This window comes from Tautonia plasticadhaerens (genome assembly GCF_007752535.1).
Classification (GTDB): domain Bacteria; phylum Planctomycetota; class Planctomycetia; order Isosphaerales; family Isosphaeraceae; genus Tautonia; species Tautonia plasticadhaerens.
The window spans coordinates 4,580,718-4,602,090 of sequence record NZ_CP036426.1 but is presented as its reverse complement, the minus strand read 5'-3'; the positions used below and the strand labels follow the sequence as shown (position 1 = coordinate 4,602,090).

Annotated in this window: 14 protein-coding genes; 11 read left to right on the top strand and 3 right to left on the bottom strand. The window is 71.3% G+C overall.

The annotated features are described in order from the left end of the window. The first annotated feature begins 3 nt into the window (after positions 1 to 3). Positions 4 to 381: a hypothetical protein gene (locus tag ElP_RS18545; RefSeq protein WP_145271799.1), complete on the top strand. Its 378-nt coding sequence runs from the start codon at positions 4 to 6 to the stop codon at positions 379 to 381. Between the two features lie 20 nt (positions 382 to 401). Here ElP_RS18545 and ElP_RS18540 read toward each other — a convergent pair whose 3' ends face one another. From ElP_RS18540 to ElP_RS18530, 3 genes are all read right to left on the bottom strand, one after another. Next, complete coding sequence (locus ElP_RS18540) at positions 402 to 932, bottom strand: adenine phosphoribosyltransferase (protein ID WP_145271797.1); 531 nt, start codon at positions 930 to 932, stop codon at positions 402 to 404. Between the two features lie 119 nt (positions 933 to 1,051). Beyond that, positions 1,052 to 1,816 (bottom strand): DUF6655 family protein, encoded by a 765-nt coding sequence (locus tag ElP_RS18535; protein WP_145271795.1) that lies wholly within the window; start codon positions 1,814 to 1,816, stop codon positions 1,052 to 1,054. Between the two features lie 259 nt (positions 1,817 to 2,075). Beyond that, positions 2,076 to 3,683 carry a trypsin-like peptidase domain-containing protein gene (locus ElP_RS18530; RefSeq protein ID WP_145271794.1) on the bottom strand — a complete coding sequence of 536 codons (1,608 nt, stop codon included), beginning with the start codon at positions 3,681 to 3,683 and terminating at the stop codon, positions 2,076 to 2,078. A gap of 316 nt (positions 3,684 to 3,999) precedes the next feature. On the opposite strand from ElP_RS18530, the gene rlmN reads away from it, so the two are divergent. From rlmN to ElP_RS18475, 10 genes are all read left to right on the top strand, one after another. Beyond that, complete coding sequence (gene rlmN, locus ElP_RS18525; RefSeq protein WP_145271792.1) at positions 4,000 to 5,058, top strand: 23S rRNA (adenine(2503)-C(2))-methyltransferase RlmN; 1,059 nt, start codon at positions 4,000 to 4,002, stop codon at positions 5,056 to 5,058. 888 nt (positions 5,059 to 5,946) lie between these two features. Beyond that, positions 5,947 to 9,075 carry a PSD1 and planctomycete cytochrome C domain-containing protein gene (locus ElP_RS18520; RefSeq protein ID WP_145271790.1) on the top strand — a complete coding sequence of 1,043 codons (3,129 nt, stop codon included), beginning with the start codon at positions 5,947 to 5,949 and terminating at the stop codon, positions 9,073 to 9,075. A 3-nt stretch (positions 9,076 to 9,078) separates the two neighbouring features. Beyond that, the gene (locus ElP_RS18515; RefSeq protein ID WP_145271788.1) at positions 9,079 to 10,551 is read left to right on the top strand and encodes a DUF1501 domain-containing protein; all 1,473 of its coding nucleotides are present in this window, start codon (positions 9,079 to 9,081) and stop codon (positions 10,549 to 10,551) included. After that, positions 10,548 to 13,076, top strand: coding sequence for a PSD1 and planctomycete cytochrome C domain-containing protein (locus ElP_RS38335; protein WP_197446161.1), 2,529 nt, complete (start codon positions 10,548 to 10,550; stop codon positions 13,074 to 13,076). The genes ElP_RS18515 and ElP_RS38335 overlap by 4 nt, the downstream gene beginning before the upstream one ends. A 60-nt stretch (positions 13,077 to 13,136) precedes the next feature. Continuing rightward, a complete protein-coding gene (locus ElP_RS18500; RefSeq protein WP_145271786.1) occupies positions 13,137 to 14,591 on the top strand; it encodes a DUF1501 domain-containing protein in 1,455 nt (484 codons plus the stop codon). 116 nt (positions 14,592 to 14,707) lie between these two features. Further along, positions 14,708 to 15,982 (top strand): L-rhamnose isomerase, encoded by a 1,275-nt coding sequence (locus ElP_RS18495; protein ID WP_145271784.1) that lies wholly within the window; start codon positions 14,708 to 14,710, stop codon positions 15,980 to 15,982. A gap of 2 nt (positions 15,983 to 15,984) precedes the next feature. Beyond that, positions 15,985 to 17,496: a sugar ABC transporter ATP-binding protein gene (locus ElP_RS18490; protein WP_145271782.1), complete on the top strand. Its 1,512-nt coding sequence runs from the start codon at positions 15,985 to 15,987 to the stop codon at positions 17,494 to 17,496. Then, positions 17,493 to 18,425 carry an ABC transporter permease gene (locus tag ElP_RS18485; protein WP_145271780.1) on the top strand — a complete coding sequence of 311 codons (933 nt, stop codon included), beginning with the start codon at positions 17,493 to 17,495 and terminating at the stop codon, positions 18,423 to 18,425. The genes ElP_RS18490 and ElP_RS18485 overlap by 4 nt, the downstream gene beginning before the upstream one ends. A 1-nt stretch (position 18,426) precedes the next feature. Further along, positions 18,427 to 20,535: a substrate-binding domain-containing protein gene (locus ElP_RS18480; RefSeq protein ID WP_145271777.1), complete on the top strand. Its 2,109-nt coding sequence runs from the start codon at positions 18,427 to 18,429 to the stop codon at positions 20,533 to 20,535. A 31-nt stretch (positions 20,536 to 20,566) separates the two neighbouring features. Further along, on the top strand, positions 20,567 to 21,355 hold the full coding sequence (locus tag ElP_RS18475; protein ID WP_145271776.1) for a 3-keto-disaccharide hydrolase: 789 nt from the start codon (positions 20,567 to 20,569) through the stop codon (positions 21,353 to 21,355). Positions 21,356 to 21,373 lie beyond the last annotated feature (18 nt).

Below are 21,373 nucleotides of genomic sequence, written 5' to 3'. Positions count from 1 at the left end.
ACCATGAGGCGGCGGCGTCTGGACGTGATCCTTTTTGCAGTTGGCCTCCTGGTCGCCTCGGCGGCGGTGATCGTCCGGCTCACCCCGCCGCTCTACGAACCTTTCTTCGCCGCCCGGGAGTTTGACGCCCCGGGGTGGCGGGCGGGCGATCGACTCGATCGGGGGCGGATGACCAGGGACCTGGAATCGAGCGGCCGACTGCTCGGCCTCGACCGGGGGCAGGTCCTCGACCTCCTCGGCCCCCCCGACGATCGGACCGAGGACTCGATGTCGTACTCGGTCGACCTCGGGCACCGCTTCGGTTCCACCCCGTGGCTGTACCGGCTCCGAGTCGAGTTCGAGGGGCGCGGCGAGGTCGAGCGGGTTCTTTTGCACGATTGAGGCGACCGCCTCTCGGCCGGTCAGTAGCTCAACAGGCTGAACACCTCGTACGGCTCCAGCTTCTCTCGCCCCTTGAGGAAGCCCAGCTCGATCAGGAAGGCGCAGGCGACGACCTCGGCCCCGGCGTTGCGGACGAGGTCGCAGCAGGCCTTCATGGTGCCCCCGGTGGCGAGCACGTCGTCGACGACGAGGATCCGGCGGCCGGGCTCGAGGGCGTCGCTATGCATCTCCAGGCGGTCGTTGCCGTACTCCAGGGCGTACTCGGCGGAGACGGTGGTGAAGGGCAGCTTGCCGGGCTTGCGGATCGGCACCAGGCCGACGCCCAGGGTCATCGCCATCGGCGCGGCGAAGAGGAAGCCCCGGGCCTCGGCGGCGGCGATCGCGTCGACCCCGCGGTCGGCGAAGGGGGCGGCCAGCCGCTCGACGGCGGCCCGGAACGCCTCGGGATGCGAGAGCAGCGGGGTGATGTCCTTGAACTGGATGCCCGGCTTGGGGAAGTCGGGGATGTTGCGGATGTAGTCGTCGAGGGTGATGCCGTCGGTCGCGCTCATACGGTTGCGATGCTCCGGGGGCGTTGCGGATCGGGGTGAGGCCCAGGGCCGTCGTCGAGGATACCAATCGTCTCGTTCGACGGCGGCCCGGCAGTCACCCCGGCCCCGGAAATCGGCCATCAGCGGGGCAGGAAGTCGTCCCGGTCCAGGACCTCGGCGGGGCCCCGGATGGCGGGCTCGGAGAACGGGACGGCGCCGCCGCCCTGCTCGTGGGGGGCCTGCTCGTCCTCATGGGCGGTCATCGGGATCTTGACGCCGACGAATTCGGTGCCGCCCCGGATCGAGCCGGACTGGATCGGCCCGAGGCCGCCGATGTGCAGGTTCTTGTCGTTGGAGGCGCCGATCACGGTCCCCGAGTTCCAGACGAGCTGGCCGCTGGCCCGGTCGTAGGCGAAGAGGGCGAGCTTGGTGACGGCGTGCTGGTCGCTCTTCTTGATCAGGGGGATCTCGGGGACTGATCCGGCGGGGAGGCCGGGGATCGTGGCCGGGACGTTCATCTGGGGGATGCCGATGAGCATCTCGGAGTCGTCGGTGCCGTAGGCCCCGGTGCGGGGCTCGACGATCCACTGGGCGTCCTCCTTCTCCTCCCGGAGCAGGACGCCCTGGGCGAGCATCGCCTGGCGGAGGCTGGAGGTGACCCAGCCCTTGTCGATGGCCTCCAGGTAGCTGGTCTCCAGGAAGACGGGGACGCCGATGAGCGGGCGGAAGTCGACCTGGCCGAGCGCCTGGTCCCAGGCGTTGGTCAGCAGGAGCTGCTCGGTGCCGGTCCGGGACGTGTGGCTCATCCGGGTGCTGCCGCAGCCGGCGGAGCCGGCCAGGACCAGGCAGGTCGCGGCCAGGATCGCCCGGGGTCGGCGCGGGCTGGCCTCGGCTTCCATGCTCATCGGGCGGGCCCTCCTGGTCCTGTCCTGGGGGATGCCGGATCCGGGATTCCGAGGGGGGAGGCGTTCGACGGGGAGGGATCCGGGTCGGGGGCGGGGGGATCGGCCGACCCGGGCATCGTCGGCCCGGTCGACTGCCCCGGAGGGTAACGCCGACCGCCCGGGCGGTCAACGCCGATCGGCCGGGGAGGTCGATCGGCGCCGCCGCCCGGGCGGTGGGTGGGTGGAGCGGGTCATCCCGCCGGGCCCCGGGCCCCGGGGATCAGTCGTCCTCGGGGGACTCCCCGGATCCGGGCTTCAGGACGACGAAGCGGCCGGGCTCCGACGGGGGCTGGACGTAGACGGCCAGGTCGCCGGAGTCGCCGGCGAGCTGCCCGAAGGACTCCAGGTCGGTGACGTCCTGGGGCTTCTTGTCCTTGATCACCTTGGTGATCAGGTCGCCCGCCTGGATCCCCTCGGCGAAGGCCGGGGAGCCGGGCTCGACGCTGCGGACGAGCACACCGGTCGTCCCCTCCTCGTGGCCGAACTGCTCGGCCAGCTCGGGGGAGAGGTCCTGGAGCGCCAGGCCGAAGCGGTCGAGCTCGACGCGGGGGGCCTCCTGGGGCCGGGTCCGGTCGGGGGCCCGGGCGAAGGAGGGCATCTCGACCTCCTCGGCGGGGGCGAGGTTGATGGTCGCCGTCTTGCGCTCGCCCTCGCGGATGTAGGACAGCTCCAGGTCCTGGTCCAGGGGGCTGGTGGAGACGTCGAGCCGGAAGTCCGGCACGCTGTCGACCTCCCGGCCCTTGAAGCCGACGATCACGTCGCCCGGCTCCAGGCCGGCCTCGGCGGCGGGGGTGCCCGGGAAGACCTCGTTGACGAGGATGCCGTCGATCTCCGGGTCGATGCCGAACTGCTCGGCCAGCTCCGGCAGCAGCGGGGAGATCTGCACGCCCATCACGGCCCGCCGGACCTTGCCGTCCTGGATGATCGAGTCGGCGACGTAGCTCGCCAGCTTGATCGGGATGGCGAAGCCGACCCCGGCGTTGGCCCGGGTCCGGGTGGCGATGGCCGAGTTGATGCCGATGACCCGGCCCTCGATGTCGACCAGCGGGCCGCCGGAGTTGCCCGGGTTGATGGCGGCGTCGGTCTGGATGAAGTCCTCGTAGCCGTCCCGGTCGAGGATCCCGACGGCGTTGCGATTGGTGGCCGAGATGATCCCGGCGGTCACCGTCTGGCTCAGGCCGAACGGGGAGCCGACGGCCAGGACCCACTGGCCGACGTGCAGCTCGTCGCTGGAGCCGACCCGGATCGGCCGGGGCTCGGCCTCCAGGGCCTTGGGGTCGACCTTGATCACGGCCACGTCGGTGGCCGGGTCGGTGCCCACGACGGTGGCGTCGGCCGAGCTGCCGTCGGAGAAGCTGACGCGGATGTCGCCGTCGCCGTCGGCCCCCTCGACCACGTGGTTGTTGGTCAGGATGTGCCCCTGCTCGTCGTAGAGGAAGCCGGAGCCGGTCCCCTCGACCTGGAACTGCTGGGGCTCGAAGCGGAAGAACTCCTCGGGAAGGCCGCCGCCGGGCCCGTCGGGGAAGAAGCGGCGGAAGAACTCCTCGAGCTGCTCGGGGGTCATCTCCCGGGGGTTCATCCCGCCCGGGGGGCCGCCCTCGCCGCCCCCCCGGCGGGGCTCGGGGGCGCGCTGCACGCTGATCTGCACGACCGAAGGTCCGACGTACTCCGCCACCGCCTCGAAGGCCGCCGAGAGCCGCTTGGCCTCGGCCAGCCCTTCCTGGGGCAACTGGGGCCCGGCCGGCACGGTCCGATGCCAGTTCTGGGACCCGATCAGGGCGGCGGCCGACACGACCAGGGCCGCCCAGGCCACTCTGTTCTGTCTCATGTGCGGGAAACTCCTTGAGTCTCGACTGGTCGATCGCTGGCACGCGGGCCCGCCCCTCCCTGCCGACCCGATCGGCCGGCGTCGATCCGGGTCCTCGACAGGAGCAGGGGCCCGCCCCGAGGTCGGGACGGGCCGGGCCGGGCTGGAGTGCCAGTTCTCTACCGTTACGAACGTCCACGGGGAAAGGTTTGATCGGTCGGGGCCTGGGGGACCGGGGGCGGCCCCTCGGGATCCCATCTTGTCCTTCGGCCGGGCATCTCCCTACTTTAGAGGCATCGGGTCGTTCGGCAACTCGGAACCAAGCCCTCGGGATCCCATGGATCGACGCGACATCGCCGGGCCGTTCGACCCCAGGGACCGCCACCCCGACGCCCTGGTCGCCCTGGCCTCCTCCGTCGGCGCCTCCCCCGAGGCCCCCCGGCGGCTGCTGGCGGCGATCCTCCAGCACGGCGAGCACGACCCGGGCGTCTGGTCCCGGCGCTTCCAGGTCCCCCGCCGGCTGGTGGGGGACTGGCCCCCCCTGCCCCGCCTGGCCCTGGAGCGGGTGGAGACCTCCCCCGCCGACGGATTCCAGAAACTCCTGTTCCGGACCGGGGACGGGCTGCCCCTGGAGACCGTCCTGATCCCCCTGCACAAGCCGGGGGCGGTCAGCGTCTGCCTCTCCTCGCAGGTCGGCTGCCCCATGGCCTGCGCCTTCTGTGCCACCGCCCGGATGGAGGCCCGGCGGAACCTGGCGACCTGGGAGATCGTCGACCAGTGGGTCCAGGCCCGGGACCTGGCCCGGTCGCAGGGGAGGCGGGTGACGGGCACCGTGTTCATGGGCATGGGGGAACCCTTCCTGAACTACGACCGGGTGATGCGGGCCGGCGACCTGCTGCGCTGCCCCTTCGGCGGGTCCCTCTCGGCCAAGGCGATGACGGTGAGCACGGTCGGCCTCGTCCCCGAGATCGACCGGTTCACCCGGGAGCGCCGGACGATACGGCTGTCGATCAGCCTCGGGGCCGCCACCGACGAGACGCGGGCGAAGCTCGTGCCGATCGCCGCCCGGACCCCCGTGGCCGAGGTCATGGCCGCCGCCCGCCGCCACGCCGAGGCCCGCCGGGAGCGGGTGAACCTCTCCTACGTCTGCATCGGCGGCGAGAACGTGGGCGAGGAGGACGCCGAGGCGATCGGCCGGCTGGTGGGGGACACCCCCGTCCGGTTCGACCTGATCGACGTGACCGACCCCACCGGCCGCTTCCGCCCCCCCTCCCCCGCCGAACTGGCCGCGTTCCGGGACGCCCTGACCCGCCACCTCGGCCAGCCGGTCGTCCGCCGGTATTCCGGGGGCGCCGACATCCGGGCCGCCTGCGGCACCCTCGCCGGGACGAGCTGACCACCCCCCCGAGTCACCCGGATCGGGGATCCGAATCGGCCCGGTGCGCCCCGATGCGCTCCGGCCGGGTCGCCGAATTCTCCTGCCCGCGTTCGACTTCGGTCGATTCGCCACTCCTCGTTTCGGGAGACGATCCGCCGGGCCTCGTCCCGGGAGGCGAGGTCGTCGGACGGCCCATCGCGGCACCAAGGCGAAGGATCGCCCCGGCGTCCCCGTTCGGGGAAGGGATGTAGGCTGGTGCGCCGCAGTGCGCCAAAGTCGAAATGGGATAATCGTTTTTCTGGCATGGGTTTGCGGAAATCGCGCGGCATTCGTTTCGGGAGACGGCCGGTCCCGAGGGACTCGGCATCCTCGGCAGGGCGGGGGCGGCATCCCGCGAGCGGTCGGTGCGGGAACCCCCGGCGGTCGGCCCCGGGGCGCTCGCCCGTCGAGATCGGCAAGGTGCGCAACGAATTCGAGGCCATTATTGGCATAATCGATTTCTGGAGAAGATGTTGCGTGGAGATGCCCCGGTTCGTTTCGGTGAATGAGGCGTCGCAAGGGGCCGAGGCTCCGGGTGGATGATGGGGACGAGCATTCGGTGTGATGCGGGTTGTCAACGAGCGGATCGAGGGGGGCGGGGCCCGAGGCGGGTGGCCCCCCTCAATATCATCGTGGCGGGGGGCCCGGGCAGTCACAAAATCGCGGGGGAGGGGGCGAGGGGCCGGGGACGGGGACGAGGGGGGTCGAATCCGCAAGGTTGAATCTCTTGGGTCCTTCCCGCACAATGAAGCGTGGCGTTGCCGGTCCCCCCCGCCCCTGGTCGTCCTCGAACGACCCCCCGGCAGCCCCGACGGAACCCGACTCCTCGCCCCGCCGAGCCCGCCAGAAGACCCGGATGGTGATCCGATGGCCCGCCCCCGCCCTCTCCTGATCCGAGCCGCAGCTGCCGTCGCGCTGATCGCCCTGCCGTCGACGGCCCGATCGGCCCCGGTGCCGCAGGACGACGGGACGGGCCTGCCCCCGGCGATCGACCGGCCGGTGGACTTCGAGGCGGAGGTCCGGCCGATCCTGGAGACGCGCTGCGTCTCCTGCCACGGCCCCGAGACCCGGAAGGGGGGCCTCCGGCTGGATAACGAGGCCGACGCCATGGTCGGGGGAGACTCCGGTCCCTCGATCGAGCCGGGGGACGGCGCGGCGAGTTTCCTGATCGAGAAGGTCGCCGGGCTGGACCCGCTCTCGACCATGCCCCCCACCGGCGCGCCGCTGTCGGGCGAGCAGGTCGGCCTGCTCCAGGCCTGGATCGACCAGGGGGCACCGTGGGACGACCCGGGCGCACCGGCCGAGGCCGCCCGGAGCGATCACTGGTCGTTCGAGGCCCCCGATCGGCCCGGACTGCCGGGGGTGCTCGACGCGGCCTGGCCCGCCAACCCGATCGACCGCTTCATCCTGTCCCGGCTGGAGGCCGAGGGGCTGGTCCCCTCCCCCGAGGCCGACCGGGCCACGCTGATCCGGCGCCTTTCGCTCGACCTGATCGGCCTGCCGCCGACCCCGGAGGAGGTGGATGCGTTCCTGGGCGACGACCGGCCGGACGCTTACGAGCGGCTGGTCGACCGCCTGCTCGCCAGCCCGCACTACGGCGAGCGGTGGGGGAGGCGGTGGCTCGACCTGGCCCGGTTCGCCGACACCAACGGCTACGAGAAGGACCGGGAACGCTCGATCTGGCCCTACCGGGACTGGGTCATCGACGCCCTGAACGCGGACATGCCCTTCGACCGGTTCACGGTCGAGCAGGTCGCCGGGGACCTGCTGCCGGGCGCCTCGACCGATCAGCGGGTCGCCACTGGGTTCCACCGGAACACGATGATCAACGAGGAGGGGGGGATCGACGTCGAGGAGTTCCGCTACGCCTCGGTCGTCGACCGGGTGGCGACCACGGGGTCGACCTGGCTGGGGCTGACCGTCGGCTGTGCCCAGTGCCATACGCACAAGTTCGACCCGATCACCCAGCGCGAGTATTTCCGACTCTTCGCCTTCCTGAACAACGCCGACGAGCCCGAAATCCCCGTCCCCAACCCGGTCATCGCCCGGCGGCGGGCCGAAATTCAAGGGCAGGTCGACGCCCTCGTCGCCGAACTCGCGGACCAGTTCCCGATGCCCCCCGACGGCGACCCCGCCCTGACCGAGGGCGAGCGTCGGCGGCAGCACCTGGACGGGTCGAGGGCCGGCTGGGAGTCCGGCCTACGCACCTTCGACTGGACGACGATCAAGCCGACCGGCCTCGCCTCGAAGAACGGCGCGACGATGGAATTGCTCAACGACGGCTCGGTGCTGGTGAGCGGGGACAAACCCAACCAGGACGTGTACACGGTCGAACTGGAGGCCGACCTGGGAGGGGTCACCGGCCTGAGGCTGGAGGTGCTCCCGCACGAGAGCCTGCCCGACGGCGGCCCCGGCCGGGCCCCGTTATTCTCGGTGGGGGACTTCCTGCTGACCGAGTTCCTCGCGGAGGCCGGGGCCGCGGGGGGCGACCTGGGGCCGGTGACGATCTCGGGCGCGACCGAGGATCATGCCGAGGAGGGGCACCCGGCGTCGAAGGCGGTTGACGGCGTCCCCGACACCGGCTGGAACGTGAAGGGGAAAATCGGCGAGCCCCACGCGGCCGTCTTCGCCTTCGAACGGCCGCTCGAAGGCGGGACGAACCGGCTCGTATTGACGATCCGGCAGGAATACATCCACCAGATGACGATCGGCCGCTTCCGGATCTCGGTCACGACCGACCCCGAGCCGGTCGCCTCCGGCCTGCCGGCGGACGTGGAGGCGATCGCCCGGGTGCCGGAGGCCGAGCGATCGGCGGCGCAGCGGGAGCGAATCACACAGTATTATCTGTCGATCGCCCCCGAGCTGGTCGAGCAGCACGAGCGGATCGAGACGCTCCGCGACTCGATGCCCGAATTCCCGACGACGATGGTGATGCGGGAGCGACGACCCGAGCACTCCCGGACGACGCACATCCACCCCCGGGGCGAGTTCCTGGCGATCGGCGAGCCGGTCGGGCCCGGCGTGCCGTCGGTCCTGCACCCGATCTCGGAGGAGGGGGAGCCGGCCCCCGACCGCCTGACGCTGGCCCGCTGGCTCGTTGGCGACGAGAACCCGCTGGTCGCCCGGGTGACGGTCAACCGCCTCTGGGCGGCGCACTTCGTGAGGGGGATCGTGCCGACGCTCGACGACTTCGGCACGAGGGGGGAGCCGCCGTCTCATCCGGAGTTGCTCGACTGGCTGGCCGTCGAGTTCGAGGATTCGGGCTGGGGCCTGAAGGGGATGCATCGGCTGATCGTCACAAGTGCGACCTATCGCCAGTCGTCCGACGTGCCGCCGACGCTCCTGGAACGGGACCCGGAGAGCGTCCTGCTCGCCCGGGGCCCCCGGATGCGGCTGGAGGCCGAGCAGGTGCGCGACCTGGCCCTGGCGGCGAGCGGCCTGCTCGTCCCCGAGATCGGCGGGCCGAGCGTCTACCCGCCGCAGCCGGAGGGGGTGACCTCGATCGCCTACGGCGGCCCATCCTGGCCGACGAGCACGGGCCCCGACCGATACCGGCGCGGGCTCTATACCTTCCTCAAGCGGACGGCCCCGTACGCCGCGTTCCTCACCTTCGACGCGCCGACTTCGGAGGTGACCTGCACGAGGAGGGAGCGGTCGAACACGCCGTTGCAGGCGCTCACCCTCTTGAATGACCCGGTGTTCGTCGAGGCGTCCCAGGCGATGGCCCGTCGGGTCCTGGCCGAGCTGCCCGACGGCGACGACGAGGCGAGAGCGGTCCGCGCCTTCCGCCTCGTGCTGGGGAGGAGGCCGGGGGCGTCGGAGGTGGCGGCGATCCTGGACTTCGTCGAGGCGCAGCGGGCCCGGGTCGAGGCCGGGGAGCTGGACGCCGCCGCGATCGCCGGGGACGAGCACGCCCCGGACCTGGCCGAGCGGGCCTCCTGGGCGGCGACCTGCCGGGCGCTGCTGAACCTGGACGAGACGATCACCTCGGAGTGAGCCATGCGGGCGACGAATCCGGGCTTCCGGACGATTGCCGAGGGGGAATGCCGACGGTCGACGACCCGCCGGCACTTCTTCCGGGACTGCGGCGTCGGCGTGGGGAAGATCGCCCTGGCGTCGTTGCTGCTCGACGGGCGGGTGCGCGGCTCCGATGCGGTCCGACCGGACCTGGCGAGCCCCCTGGCCCCGAAGGCGCCCCACTTCGCCCCGAGGGCGAAGAACGTGATCTACCTGTTCATGGCCGGGGCCCCGAGCCAGCTCGACCTGTTCGACCCCAAGCCGACCCTGTCGCGGTTCGACGGACGGCCGGTGCCGGCCGAGGTGGTGAAGGACCAGCGTTACGCCTTCATCCGGCGGGACGCGAGCCTGCTCGCCCCCCGGTTCCGGTTCTCCCGGCACGGGCAGAGCGGCGCGTCGCTCTCGGAGATCCTGCCGCACCTGGCGGGGGTGGTCGACGACCTGGCCTTCGTCAAATCGGTGCACACGGACCAGTTCAACCACGCCCCGGCCCAGATCTTCCTGAACACGGGCTCCCCGCTGCCGGGGAGGCCGGGCATGGGCTCCTGGGTCACCTACGGCCTGGGGAGTGAGGCGGCGGACCTGCCCGGGTTCGTGGTCCTCTCGTCGGGAGGCGGGATCAGCGGGGGGGCGGCGAACTGGTCGAGCGGCTTCCTGCCGACGGCGTACGAGGGGGTGGTCTTCCGGTCGGAGGGGGACCCGATCCTGAACGTGACCAACCCGCCGGGATATGACGATCGGTTGCAGCGGGACTCGCTGGACCTGGTCCGGTCGCTCAACGAGCGGCACCTGGGGCGGGTGGGGGACCCGGAGATCGCCTCCCGGATCGCCTCGTACGAGATGGCGTATCGGATGCAGTCGAGCGCCCCGGAGTTGATGGACCTCTCCGACGAGTCTCCCGAGACGCTCGACCTGTACGGGGCCGAGCCGGGGAAGGCGTCGTTCGCCAGCAACTGCCTGCTCGCGAGGCGGATGGTGGAGCGGGGCGTCCGGTTCATCAACCTCTATCACGAGGGGTGGGACCACCACTCCGACGTGGAAGGCGGCCTGAGGGCCCAGTGCGGCCAGACCGACCGGGCCTCGGCGGCCCTGGTGGCCGACCTGAAGCGCCGGGGGCTACTGGACGAGACGCTGGTGGTCTGGGGGGGTGAGTTCGGCCGCACGCCGATGGTCGAGTCGAACGCGACGCTCGGCCGGAGCCTGGGCCGCGACCACCACCCGCAGGCGTTCACGATGTGGCTGGCCGGCGGCGGCATCAGGCCGGGCGTGACCCTGGGGGAGACCGACGACCTGGGCTTCCACGTCGTCGACGCCCCGGTGCACGTGCACGACCTCCAGGCCACGATCCTCCACCTGCTGGGGCTCGACCACGAACGGCTCACCTACCGCGCTCAGGGCCGGGACTTCCGCCTGACCGACGTCCACGGGCATGTCGTCAAGGAGTTGCTCGCATGATCGTTCGGACATTGATCGGCGCGGTCGTCTCGGCGGCGCTGCTGGCATCGGCCGCCCCGGCCCCGGCCCTCGCCCTCGGCGACGACGAGGCGATCGACTTCAACCGGGACATCCGGCCGATCCTCTCGAACAAGTGCGTCTTCTGCCACGGCCCGGACGAGGCCGAGCGCCAGGCGGGCCTCCGCCTGGACCGAGAGGCCGACGCCCTGGCCGACCGGGGCGGGTACGCGGCCGTCGTCCCCGGCGACCCGGACGCCAGCGAGCTGATCTACCGGGTCGAGTCGGAGGACGGACTGGACGTGATGCCGCCGCCGGGCGTCGGCAAGGCGGTCACCCCCGAGGAGCGGGCCCTGCTCCGCCGCTGGGTCGAGCAGGGGGCCGAGTTCCAGGAGCACTGGTCGTACGTGCCCCCCGATCGGCCGGCGCTGCCCGAGGTCTCGGACGAGACCTGGCCGACCAACCCGATCGACCGCTTCGTCCTCTCCCGGATCGAGGCCGAGGGGCTGGCACCCTCCCCCGAGGCCGACCGGGCCGCGCTGATCCGCCGGGTGTCGCTCGACCTGACCGGGCTGCCGCCGACCTTGGAGGAGGTGGACGCCTTCCTCGCCGACGAGTCGGCCGACGCCTACGAGGACCTGGTCGATCGCCTGTTGGCGTCGCAGTCCTACGGCGAGCACCAGGCCCGCCTCTGGCTGGACCTGGCCCGCTATGCCGACTCGGCCGGGTACGCCGACGACCCGAGCCGGACCATCTGGGCCTATCGAGACTGGGTGATCGACGCCTTCAACGACAACCTGCCCTTCGACCGGTTCACGGTCGAGCAGGTCGCCGGCGACCTGCTGCCCGAGCCCACCGAGCGGCAATTGATCGCCACCGCCTTCCACCGCAACACGATGACGAACAGCGAGGGGGGCACCGACGACGAGGAGTTCCGCAACGCGGCGATAGTCGACCGGGTGAACACGACGATGACCGTCTGGATGGGCACGTCCATGGCCTGCGCTCAGTGCCACACGCATAAATACGACCCGATCTCCCAGGTCGACTACTTCCGCCTCTTCGCCATCCTGAACTCGACCGCCGACGCCGACCAGCGGGACGAGTCCCCCACGCTCCCCCTCTTCACCGAGGAGCAGGAGGCCCGCAAGGCCGACTGGGAGCGCGAAGCCGAGGCGCTGAGGAACACGCTTTCGACGCCGACCCCGGAGCTGCGCTACGCCCAGCTCGACTGGGAACGCTCCTTCCCCGAGGAGCCGGGACCTGGCTCGCCGGACGCGAAGACGCCGGAGGAGATCCGGACCATCCTGGCGATCGACCCGGCCGACCGCACCGAGGAACAGGCGAAGAAACTCTCGGATCATTTCCTGAGCATCACGCCGATCCTCCAGTCTGAGCGCGATCGGCTGGCGGAGCTGGAGCGGAAGCTGACGCCCTACACGACCGTGCCGATCATGCGGGAGCTGCCCGAGGCCGAGCGGCGGACGACCCACATCCAGCGCCGCGGGAATTTCCTGGACCTGGGGGAGGAGGTGGCCCCCGACGTGCCCGAGTCGTTCCACCCGCTCCCGGACGGGGAGGAACCCGACCGGCTCGGGCTGGCCCGGTGGCTCGTCTCGGGGGAGAACCCGCTCACGGGCCGGGTGATCGCGAACCGGTGCTGGGAGCAGGTCTTCGGCCGGGGGCTGGTGGGGACGAGCGAGGAGTTCGGCTCGCAGGGCGATCCGCCGACCCACCCCGAGCTGCTCGACTGGTTGGCGACCGAGTTGGTCCGATCGGGCTGGGACCTCAAGGCGTCCTTCAGGCTGCTCGTCACGTCGAGCACCTATCGGCAATCGTCGACGGTGAGCCCGAGATTGCTGGATCGGGATCCGGACAACGCCCTGCTCGCCCGGGGGCCCCGGTTCCGCCTCTCGGCCGAGATGATCCGGGACCAGGCGCTCTTCGTCTCCGGCCTGCTCAGCCCGAGGATGTACGGGCCGCCGGTGAATCCTCCCCGGCCCGAGACCGGCTTGCGGGCCGCCTTCGGCAGCGCGATCGACCGGGGGACGAGCGAGGGCCAGGACCGCTACCGTCGCGCCCTCTACACCGAGTGGCGGCGGTCCAACCCCTATCCCTCGATGACGACCTTCGACGCCCCGAACCGGGAGATCTGCATCGTCCGGCGCGATCGGACGAATACCCCGCTCCAGGCCCTCGTCACCCTGAACGACCCGGTCTACATCGAGGCGGCCCAGGCCCTGGCGAGGCGGATGGTGGCCGAGGGGGGCGATTCGACCGAGGATCAGGCCCGGCACGGGTTCCGGCTCTGCCTGGCCCGGGAGCCGTCGACCGACGAACTCGACCGGATCCTCTCGCTGTTCGAGGACGCCCGGTCGGGCTTCTCCGCCGACGGGGACGCGGCCCGGGCGATGGCCACCGACCCGCTCGGCCCGCTGCCCGAGGGCATGGATCCGGCGGAGCTGGCGGCGTGGACGGTGGTCGGGAACGTGCTGCTGAACCTGGATGAGATGTTCCTGAAGCGTTGAGTTGGCCGGACGACTGATCGATCGACCGGAGCATCTCAGGCCCCCCGGAGGCAATCGACGATGGACCCCCGCACCGAACGCCTGCAGCACACCACCCGCCGGCACTTCCTGAAGGAGATGCCGGTCGGCCTCGGGGCCGTCGCGCTCGCCTCGATGCTCGGCGAGGGCGCCCGGGGGGCCGACCGGGCCTCGCTCGACGCTCCGCTCGCCCCGAAGCCGCCCCACTTCGCCCCGAAGGCGAAGAACGTCATCTATCTGCACATGTCCGGTGCCCCGCCGCACCTCGACCTGTTCGACTACAAGCCGGAACTCGTGAAGCACAGCGGCAAGGACTGCCCGCAGGAGTTCCTGGAGGGCCGTCGCTTCGCCTTCACCTCCGGGACGCCGAAGCTGCTGGGGACGCCGCGGACCTTCTCCCGAGCGGGAGAGTCGGGCATCTGGATGTCCGACGCGATCCCGAACTTCCACGGGGTGGCCGACGAGCTGTGCGTCATCAAGTCGATGCACACCGACCAGTTCAACCACGCCCCGGCCGAGCTGCTGCTGTTCACCGGCTCGCCGAGGCAGGGGAGGCCGTCGTTCGGCTCCTGGGTGACCTACGGCCTGGGGTCGGAGAGCCGGGACCTGCCGGGGTTCGTGGTGCTCATCTCCAACGGCGTGCAGCCGAGCGCCGGCCAGGGGGCCTGGGGGAGCGGGTTCCTGCCGTCGGTCTTCCAGGGGGTGCAGTGCCGGTCGAAGGGGGACCCGGTGCTGTACGTCTCCGACCCGCCGGGGATGGACCGGGACCTGAGGCGTCGGAGCCTCGACGCCCTGAACGAGTTGAACGCGATGCAGGCCGAGCAGTTCGGCCACCCGGAGACGAATACGCGGATCGCGCAATATGAACTTGCGTTCCGGATGCAGATGTCGGTGCCCGAGGTGATGGACATCTCCCGGGAGTCCGAGGCGACGATCGCCGAGTACGGCGCCGAGCCGGGCGGGGCGAGCTTCGCGAACAACTGCCTGCTGGCCCGGCGGCTGGTCGAGCAGGGCGTCCGCTACGTCCAACTGTTCGACTGGGGCTGGGACTTCCACGGCACCGGCCCGAACGAGGACCTCCGAGACGGGCTGACGGAGAAGTGCTCGAAGACCGATCGGCCCGTCTCGGCCCTGATCCGGGATTTGAAGGCCCGGGGGCTGCTGGATGAGACGCTGGTGATCTGGGGGGGCGAGTTCGGCCGCACGCCCTTCCGGGAGGGCCGGACCGCCAACAGCGAGATCCTCGGCCGGGACCACTACCCCGACTGCTTCTCCCTGTTCATGGCCGGCGGCGGCGTCCGGGGCGGCTACTGCCACGGCGAGACGGACGAGCTGGGGTTCTCGGTGGTCGAGGATCCGGTGCACGTCCACGACCTCCAGGCGACGATCCTGCACCAGCTCGGCTTCGACCACGAGCGGCTCACCTTCCGGTTCCAGGGCCGGGACTTCCGCCTGACCGACGTCCACGGCCGGGTCGTGCCGGAATTGCTGGCCTGAGCGGGGGGCCTGGCGCCTCGCGTCGGGCCCCGTCATCCCCTAGAGTAGGGCGATCCCGGGGGGCCTCGCCGAGGGCGGCCACCCCGCAATCGCTCTGCCGACTGGGGGTCGAGTCTATGGATCGGGGCGTCCGCGAGGCGTTCGCGCTGGCCCGTGAGCGCTACGCCGAACTCGGGGTCGACGTGGACTCGGCGCTGGATCGCCTGGCGTCGATCTCCGTCTCGCTGCATTGCTGGCAGGGCGACGACGTGGTCGGCTTCGAGGGCGGCACCGGCGCGATCGGCGGCGGCCTGGCCGTGACCGGGAGCTACCCGGGGCGGGCCCGGACGGCCGACGAACTGCGGGCCGACCTCGACCAGGCGCTCGGCCTGATCCCCGGCTCGCACCGCCTGAACCTGCACGCCAGCTACGCCGAGACCGGCGGGACGAGGGTGGAGCGCGATGCCCTGCTCCCCGAGCATTTCTCCCGCTGGATGGACTGGGCCCGGGAGCGCAAGGTCGGACTCGACTTCAACCCCACCTTCTTCGCCCACCGGCTCGCCGAAGACGGGATGACCCTCGCCCACCCGGACCCGGCCGTCCGACGCTTCTGGGTCGACCACGGGATCGCCTGCCGTCGCATCGGCGCCGCCTTCGGCGAGGCGACCGGGACCCCTTGCGTGACGAACGTCTGGATCCCGGACGGCTCGAAGGACACGCCCGTCGACCGCAAGGGCCCCCGGGAGCGGCTGACGGAGTCGCTCGACGCGATCTTCGCCGGGCCGATCGACCCGGCCCTGAACCGGGACGCGGTGGAGGGGAAGCTGTTCGGCATCGGGGCCGAGGCGTATACGGTCGGCTCGTATGAATATTATCTGGCCTATGCCGTCTCCCGGGGGATATTGCTCTGCCTCGACGCCGGGCACTATCACCCCACGGAGGTGCTCTCCGACAAGCTCTCGGCCGTGATGGGGTTCCTGGGCGAGGCGCTCCTGCACGTGAGCCGGGGGGTCCGGTGGGACAGTGATCATGTCGTCACGCTCTCGGACGAGCTGGACGCGATCGCTCAGGAACTGGTGCGGGGGGATTACCTCGGCCGGGTTCGCCTGGGGCTCGACTTCTTCGACGCCAGCATCAACCGGGTGGCTGCCTGGGTGATCGGCTGCCGGAACCTGCTGAAGGCGATGCTCCGGGCCCTGCTGGAGCCGATCGACCGGCTCCGGGAGATGGAGGCCTCGGGCGACCTGACCGGGCGGCTCGCCCTGCTGGAGGAGGCGAAGCTGCTGCCCTCCGGGGCGGTCTGGGACTACCACTGCCAGGAGCGGGGGGTGCCGGCGGGGATCGCCTGGCTCGACGCGATCCGGGCGTATGAGCGCGAGGTGCTGTCGACGCGATCCGGGGCGGGGACCTGACCGTGGAGACGCTGCTCCGGCTCGACGGCATCGGCAAGTCGTTCTCGGGCGTGCGGGCCCTGGAGGGGGTCTCGTTCGACCTGAGGGCGGGCGAGGTCCACGCGCTGGTGGGGGAGAACGGCGCGGGCAAGTCGACCCTGATCAAGGTCATCACCGGCGCCCACCGTCCCGACGAGGGGACGATGGAGGTGCTCGGCCTTCGGGTCGAGGAGAACGACCCGGTGCGGTCGCGGGCCCTGGGGATCGCCGCGATCTACCAGCAACCGGTGCTGTTCCCCGACCTGACGGTGGCCGAGAACATCGCCCTCGGCCTGGAGCCGGGCGGCCCCTGGAGGCGGATCCGGTGGGGGGAGCGGCGATCGAGGGCCAGGAGGCTGCTCGACCGGATCGGCGCGGCGATCGACCCCGAGGTCGAGGTCCGCCGGCTGACGATGCCGGAGCAGCAGCTCGTCGAGATCGCCCGGGCCCTCGGGGCGGACGCCCGGATCCTGATCATGGACGAGCCGACGGCCTCGCTCGGCGAGCAGGAGGTCGAGCACCTGCTCGGCGTGGCCCGTGAGCTGAAGGGGCACGGGGTCGGGATCATCTACATCTCGCATCGCCTGGAGGAGCTGCCCCGGGTGGCCGACCGCGTGACCGCCCTGCGGGACGGCCACCTCGTCGGCACCCGGATGATGGCGGAGGTCGACCGCTCGGAGCTGATCCGGATGATGGTCGGCCGGGAATTGTCGGCGGTCTTCCCGAAGGTGGAGGTCGAGCCGGGCGGGGTGGTGCTGGAGGCCGAGGGGATCGGCTGCCGGGAGTCGGGGGTCCGGGAGGTGGGCCTCTCGGTCCGGGAGGGGGAGATCCTGGGGCTGGCCGGGCTCGTGGGCGCGGGGAGGACGGAAGCGGCCCGCGTGCTGTTCGGTCTGACGCCGGCCGACTCGGGGACGATCCGGGTGGGCGGCCGGCCGGTGACGATCGGGTCGCCGGACGAGGCGGTCGGCCTGGGGATCGCCTACGTGCCCGAGGACCGCCGCCGCCACGGGGTCATCCCGCCGATGTCGGTCGCCTCGAACGCGACGCTGGCGACCCTCCGGGAGATCTCCCGCGGCGGCCTGCTCGATCGGGGCAAGGAACGCTCGCTTGCCGAGGCGATGACGCGTCGGATGGGGGTCAAGACGCCCTCGATCGACACGCCGGTGGGGGACCTTTCGGGCGGGAACCAGCAGAAGGTGGCCCTGGCCCGATGGCTGGCGAGCCGGCCGCGGGTCCTGATCCTGGACGAACCGACGCAGGGGATCGACGTGGGGGCCAAGGCCGAGATCCACCGGCTCATGGGGGTGCTGGCGCGGGACGGGATGGCGATCCTCATGATCTCGTCCGAATTGCCCGAGATCCTGGGCATGAGCGACCGGATCGCCGTGATGCGGGGGGGGACGATCGTGGGGACGCTGGACCGCGAGGACGCGACGCAGGAGGAGATCCTCCACCTGGCGATCGGGCACGAGGCGGGGGAGGTCGCGGGGCGATGAGGCTGGGTCGGTTTCGTCGGGAACTCTCGGTGGCCCTCGCCCTGGCCGCGCTGCTCGCGGTGCTGGGGGTGCTGGCGCCCCGGTTCTTCCGCCCGGAACAGCTGATGGCGATGGCGGTGAGCAACGCGTCGGTCGTCGTGGCCGCCGTGGGGATGACGATGGTCATCCTCTGCCGCCAGATCGACATCTCGATCGGCTCCCAGTTCGCCCTCTGCGGCGTGGCGGCGGGCCTGATGGCGAGGGCCGGGGTGCCGATCCCGATGGTGGCCGTCGGCACGCTGCTGGTCGGGGGGATGCTGGGGGCGGTCAACGGCTGGCTGGTGGCGATGGTCGGGCTGCCGTCGATCGTGGTGACGCTGGCGACGATGGTGATCTGGCGGGAGGCGCTGCGCTACGGCCGGCAGGGGGCCTTCGTGCGCGACCTGCCGGCGCAATTCCAGTGGTTCGGGGCCGGGCAGTCGACGGGCCAGTGGGTAATCCTCGCGGCCTCCTTGCTGGTGTTCCTCCTATTTGCGTGGGGCCTGCGGAACCTCGCGGCCGGCCGTGCGGTGTACGCGACGGGGTCCGACCCCGAGGCGGCCCGGCTGGCCGGGGTCCGGCCGAACCGGGTGGTGTTCGGGGCCTTCGCGGCGATGGGGGCGCTGACGGGCCTGGCGGCCTTGCTGAGCGCCGTCCGGTTCGTGGACGTGGACCCGAACGCGGGCACGGGGCTGGAATTGCGGGTGATCGCGGCGGTGGTCGTCGGCGGGGTGGCGATCTCGGGGGGCCGGGGGACGCCGATCGGGGCCCTGATCGGCGTGGCGCTGCTGGGGGCGATCGGGCCGGCGCTGGTGTTCCTCGGCACCGAGCCGCAGTGGGAGAAGGCGGTCCAGGGGATGATCATCCTGCTGGCCGTCGCCACCGACGCCCTCGACCGGGGGGGACGCTGAGATGGCGACGACCACCGAGGCGACCGTTGGCCGGTCGACCCCGCCGAGGCCGGGCTCGCTCGAGCCGGCCCAGGCGGCGCTGGCGGCCTTGCTGGGGCTGGAAATCCTGGTCTTCGCGGCCATCGGCACGAACTTCTTCACGGTCGGCAACGGCTTCGAGGTGCTGAGGCTGAGCGTCGAGATCGGGTTGCTCGCGGTGGCGCTGACGCCGGTGATCGTGAGCGGTGGCATCGACCTGTCGGTCGGCTCCCTGATGGGGCTGGCGGCGGTCGTCTTCGGGATGCTCTGGCGGGACGCGGGGTTGCCGATCCCGCTGGCGGCGGCGCTGGCGATCGGCCTGGGGGCGCTGGCGGGGTCGCTGAATGGGATCTTGATCACGCGATTGCGCATCCCGCCGCTGATCGTCACACTCGGCACGTATTCGCTGTTCCGGGGGCTGGCCGAGGGGATGACGGGCGGCGTCGACAACTTCACCGACTTCCCGGCGCCGTTCCTGTTCCTGGGCCAGGGGTACGTCTCGGGCGTCCTGCCGACGCAGGTGCCGATCTTCGCGGCCGTGGCCCTGGGGTTCTGGGTGCTGCTGCACCGGAGCACGATCGGCCGAGGGCTGGTGGCGGTGGGGTACTCGCCCGAGGGGGCGAGGCACGCGGGACTGCGGGTGGATCGGCTGGTCTGGCTGGTCTACGTGCTCTCGGGGGCGGCGTCGGGCCTGGCGGCAGTGGTCTACGTGTCGCACTTGGGCCAGGCGAAGGCGGACGCGGGGCTCGGCTACGAGCTGCTCGCGATCACGGCGGTGGTGCTCGGCGGCACGTCGATCTTCGGGGGACGGGGGAGCGTGGTCGGCACGCTGCTCGGGCTGTTCACCATCGCGGTCCTGCAGAACGGGATGAGGCTGGCGGACCTGCCGGCCGAGCTGTCGGGGGTGCTCACCGGGGTGCTCCTGCTCGTGGCGATCGGCCTCGACCGGAGGCCGGGGAGGGCGACGGCCCCGCATCCGAGGGATCGCTCTCAGGACGAACATGAAGGGGAGTGGACCGTGAAGAACTCGCAGGTGGCCGTGATCTGCGCCGTGATCCTCGCGGCCGGGGCGATCATCGCGGCCAGCAATGTTTACATGGTGCGGACGATCGCCGATCGGCTGGTCGGGGCGGGGGCCGGGGGCAACTCAGCCCCGGTCGCCGACCGGGGCGGCGACCCCGCCGACCGGCCGATCACCGTGGCGATGATGCCCAAGAGCAAGGGGAACGCCTACTTCATCGCCTGCCGGCAGGGGGCGGAGGAGGCGGCCCGGGAGCTGGGGGTCAATCTGATCTGGGACGGGCCGACCGACCCGGACCCGGCGCGGCAGAACCAGATCATCGACACCTGGATCACCCGGGGCGTGGACGTGATCGCCGTGGCGGTCGAGAACCGGGACGGGATCGCCTCGGTGTTGAAGAAGGCCCAGGACCGGGGGATCAAGGTGATCACCTGGGACGCCGACGCGGCCACCGACGCCCGCACCTTCTTCGTCAACCAGGCGACGCCGGAGGGGATCGGCCGGGCGTTGATGGATACCGCGGCCGAGATCATGGGGGGAGAAGGCGAGTTCGCCATCATCACCGCCTCGCTGACGGCGGCGAACATGATCTCCTGGCAGGAGCAGATCGAGCTGAGGCGCGAGGAGGCGTACCCCGACATCGAGATGGCCGTGCTCCGCCCCTGCGACGACCTCCAGCAGAAGGCGTACGACGAGGCGAACAACATCATGAACGCCCACCCCGACGTCGAGCTGATCATGGCGATCTGCACCCCGGCCGTGCCCGGCGCGGCCGAGGCCGTGAAGCAGTCGGGCCGGGACGACGTGAAGGTGATCGGCCTGGGCCTGCCGAACGACAACAAGCGGTACGTCCACGACGGGATCACCGAGGCGGTCATCCTCTGGAACTCGATGGACCTGGGATACCTCACGGTCCACGCCGCCAAGGCCCTGGAAGACGGCACCCTGGAGGCGGGCGACGAGCGGTTCGACGCCGGACGCCTCGGGACGGTCGACATCCGGGGGGACAACATCCTGCTCGGCGAGCCGTTCACGTTCACCGAGGAAAACATCGACCAATTCGACTTCTGATCGACGCCCTCCCCGCACCCGGAGCATCGCCATGACCGCCAGAACGAGAATCGCCCCGTTGCTCGCCCTCTGCCTCGTCGTCCCGGGCCCGGCGACCGCCCAGGAGGCCCCGGCCGAGGAGGGGTGGATCGCCCTGTTCAACGGCAAGGACCTGACCGGCTGGACGCCCAAGATCACCGGGTCCGAGGCCGGGGAGAACTACGCCGACACCTTCCGGGTCGAGGACGGCTTGCTCAAGGTGTCGTTCGACGGCTATGACGAGTTCGGGGGCCGGTTCGGGCACCTCGTGTCGGACGAGTCGTATTCCAGCTACCGGCTCCGGGTCGAGTACCGGTTCGTAGGCGACCAGTGTCCCGGGGGGCCGGGCTGGGCGATCCGCAACAGCGGGGCGATGATCCATTCGCAGTCGGCCGAGAGCATGAGGACGGACCAGGAGTTCCCCGTCTCAATCGAGGTCCAGTTCCTCGGCGGGCTGGAGCAGGGGGAGCGGCCGACGGCGAACCTCTGCACCCCCGGCACCCACGTCGAGATGGACGGCGAGTTGCTCACCCGGCACTGCACGGACTCGACTTCCGAGACCTACCGGGGGGATCGGTGGGTGACGGTCGAGGTCGAGGTGAACGGCGACGGGCTGATCCGGCACCTCGTCGACGGCGAGGTCGTGATCGAGTACCGGGATCCCCAGCTCGACCCCGACGACGCCGACGCCCGACGACTGAGGGACGGCGACGACCTGCTGCTGACCGGCGGTCACATCGCCTTGCAGTCGGAGAGCCACCCGATCGAGTTCCGGAAGGTCGAGCTGCTGCCGCTGGACTGAACGCGATCGGCTCGACCG

Bases quoted from the DNA above. Each gene is read 5' to 3' on its own strand.
- ElP_RS18545 (WP_145271799.1), top strand. From the start codon at position 4: ATGAGGCGGCGGCGTCTGGACGTGATCCTTTTTGCAGTTGGCCTCCTG.
- ElP_RS18540 (WP_145271797.1), bottom strand. From the start codon at position 932: ATGAGCGCGACCGACGGCATCACCCTCGACGACTACATCCGCAACATC.
- ElP_RS18535 (WP_145271795.1), bottom strand. From the start codon at position 1,816: ATGAGCATGGAAGCCGAGGCCAGCCCGCGCCGACCCCGGGCGATCCTG.
- ElP_RS18530 (WP_145271794.1), bottom strand. From the start codon at position 3,683: ATGAGACAGAACAGAGTGGCCTGGGCGGCCCTGGTCGTGTCGGCCGCC.
- rlmN (WP_145271792.1), top strand. From the start codon at position 4,000: ATGGATCGACGCGACATCGCCGGGCCGTTCGACCCCAGGGACCGCCAC.
- ElP_RS18520 (WP_145271790.1), top strand. From the start codon at position 5,947: ATGGCCCGCCCCCGCCCTCTCCTGATCCGAGCCGCAGCTGCCGTCGCG.
- ElP_RS18515 (WP_145271788.1), top strand. From the start codon at position 9,079: ATGCGGGCGACGAATCCGGGCTTCCGGACGATTGCCGAGGGGGAATGC.
- ElP_RS38335 (WP_197446161.1), top strand. From the start codon at position 10,548: ATGATCGTTCGGACATTGATCGGCGCGGTCGTCTCGGCGGCGCTGCTG.
- ElP_RS18500 (WP_145271786.1), top strand. From the start codon at position 13,137: ATGGACCCCCGCACCGAACGCCTGCAGCACACCACCCGCCGGCACTTC.
- ElP_RS18495 (WP_145271784.1), top strand. From the start codon at position 14,708: ATGGATCGGGGCGTCCGCGAGGCGTTCGCGCTGGCCCGTGAGCGCTAC.
- ElP_RS18485 (WP_145271780.1), top strand. From the start codon at position 17,493: ATGAGGCTGGGTCGGTTTCGTCGGGAACTCTCGGTGGCCCTCGCCCTG.
- ElP_RS18480 (WP_145271777.1), top strand. From the start codon at position 18,427: ATGGCGACGACCACCGAGGCGACCGTTGGCCGGTCGACCCCGCCGAGG.
- ElP_RS18475 (WP_145271776.1), top strand. From the start codon at position 20,567: ATGACCGCCAGAACGAGAATCGCCCCGTTGCTCGCCCTCTGCCTCGTC.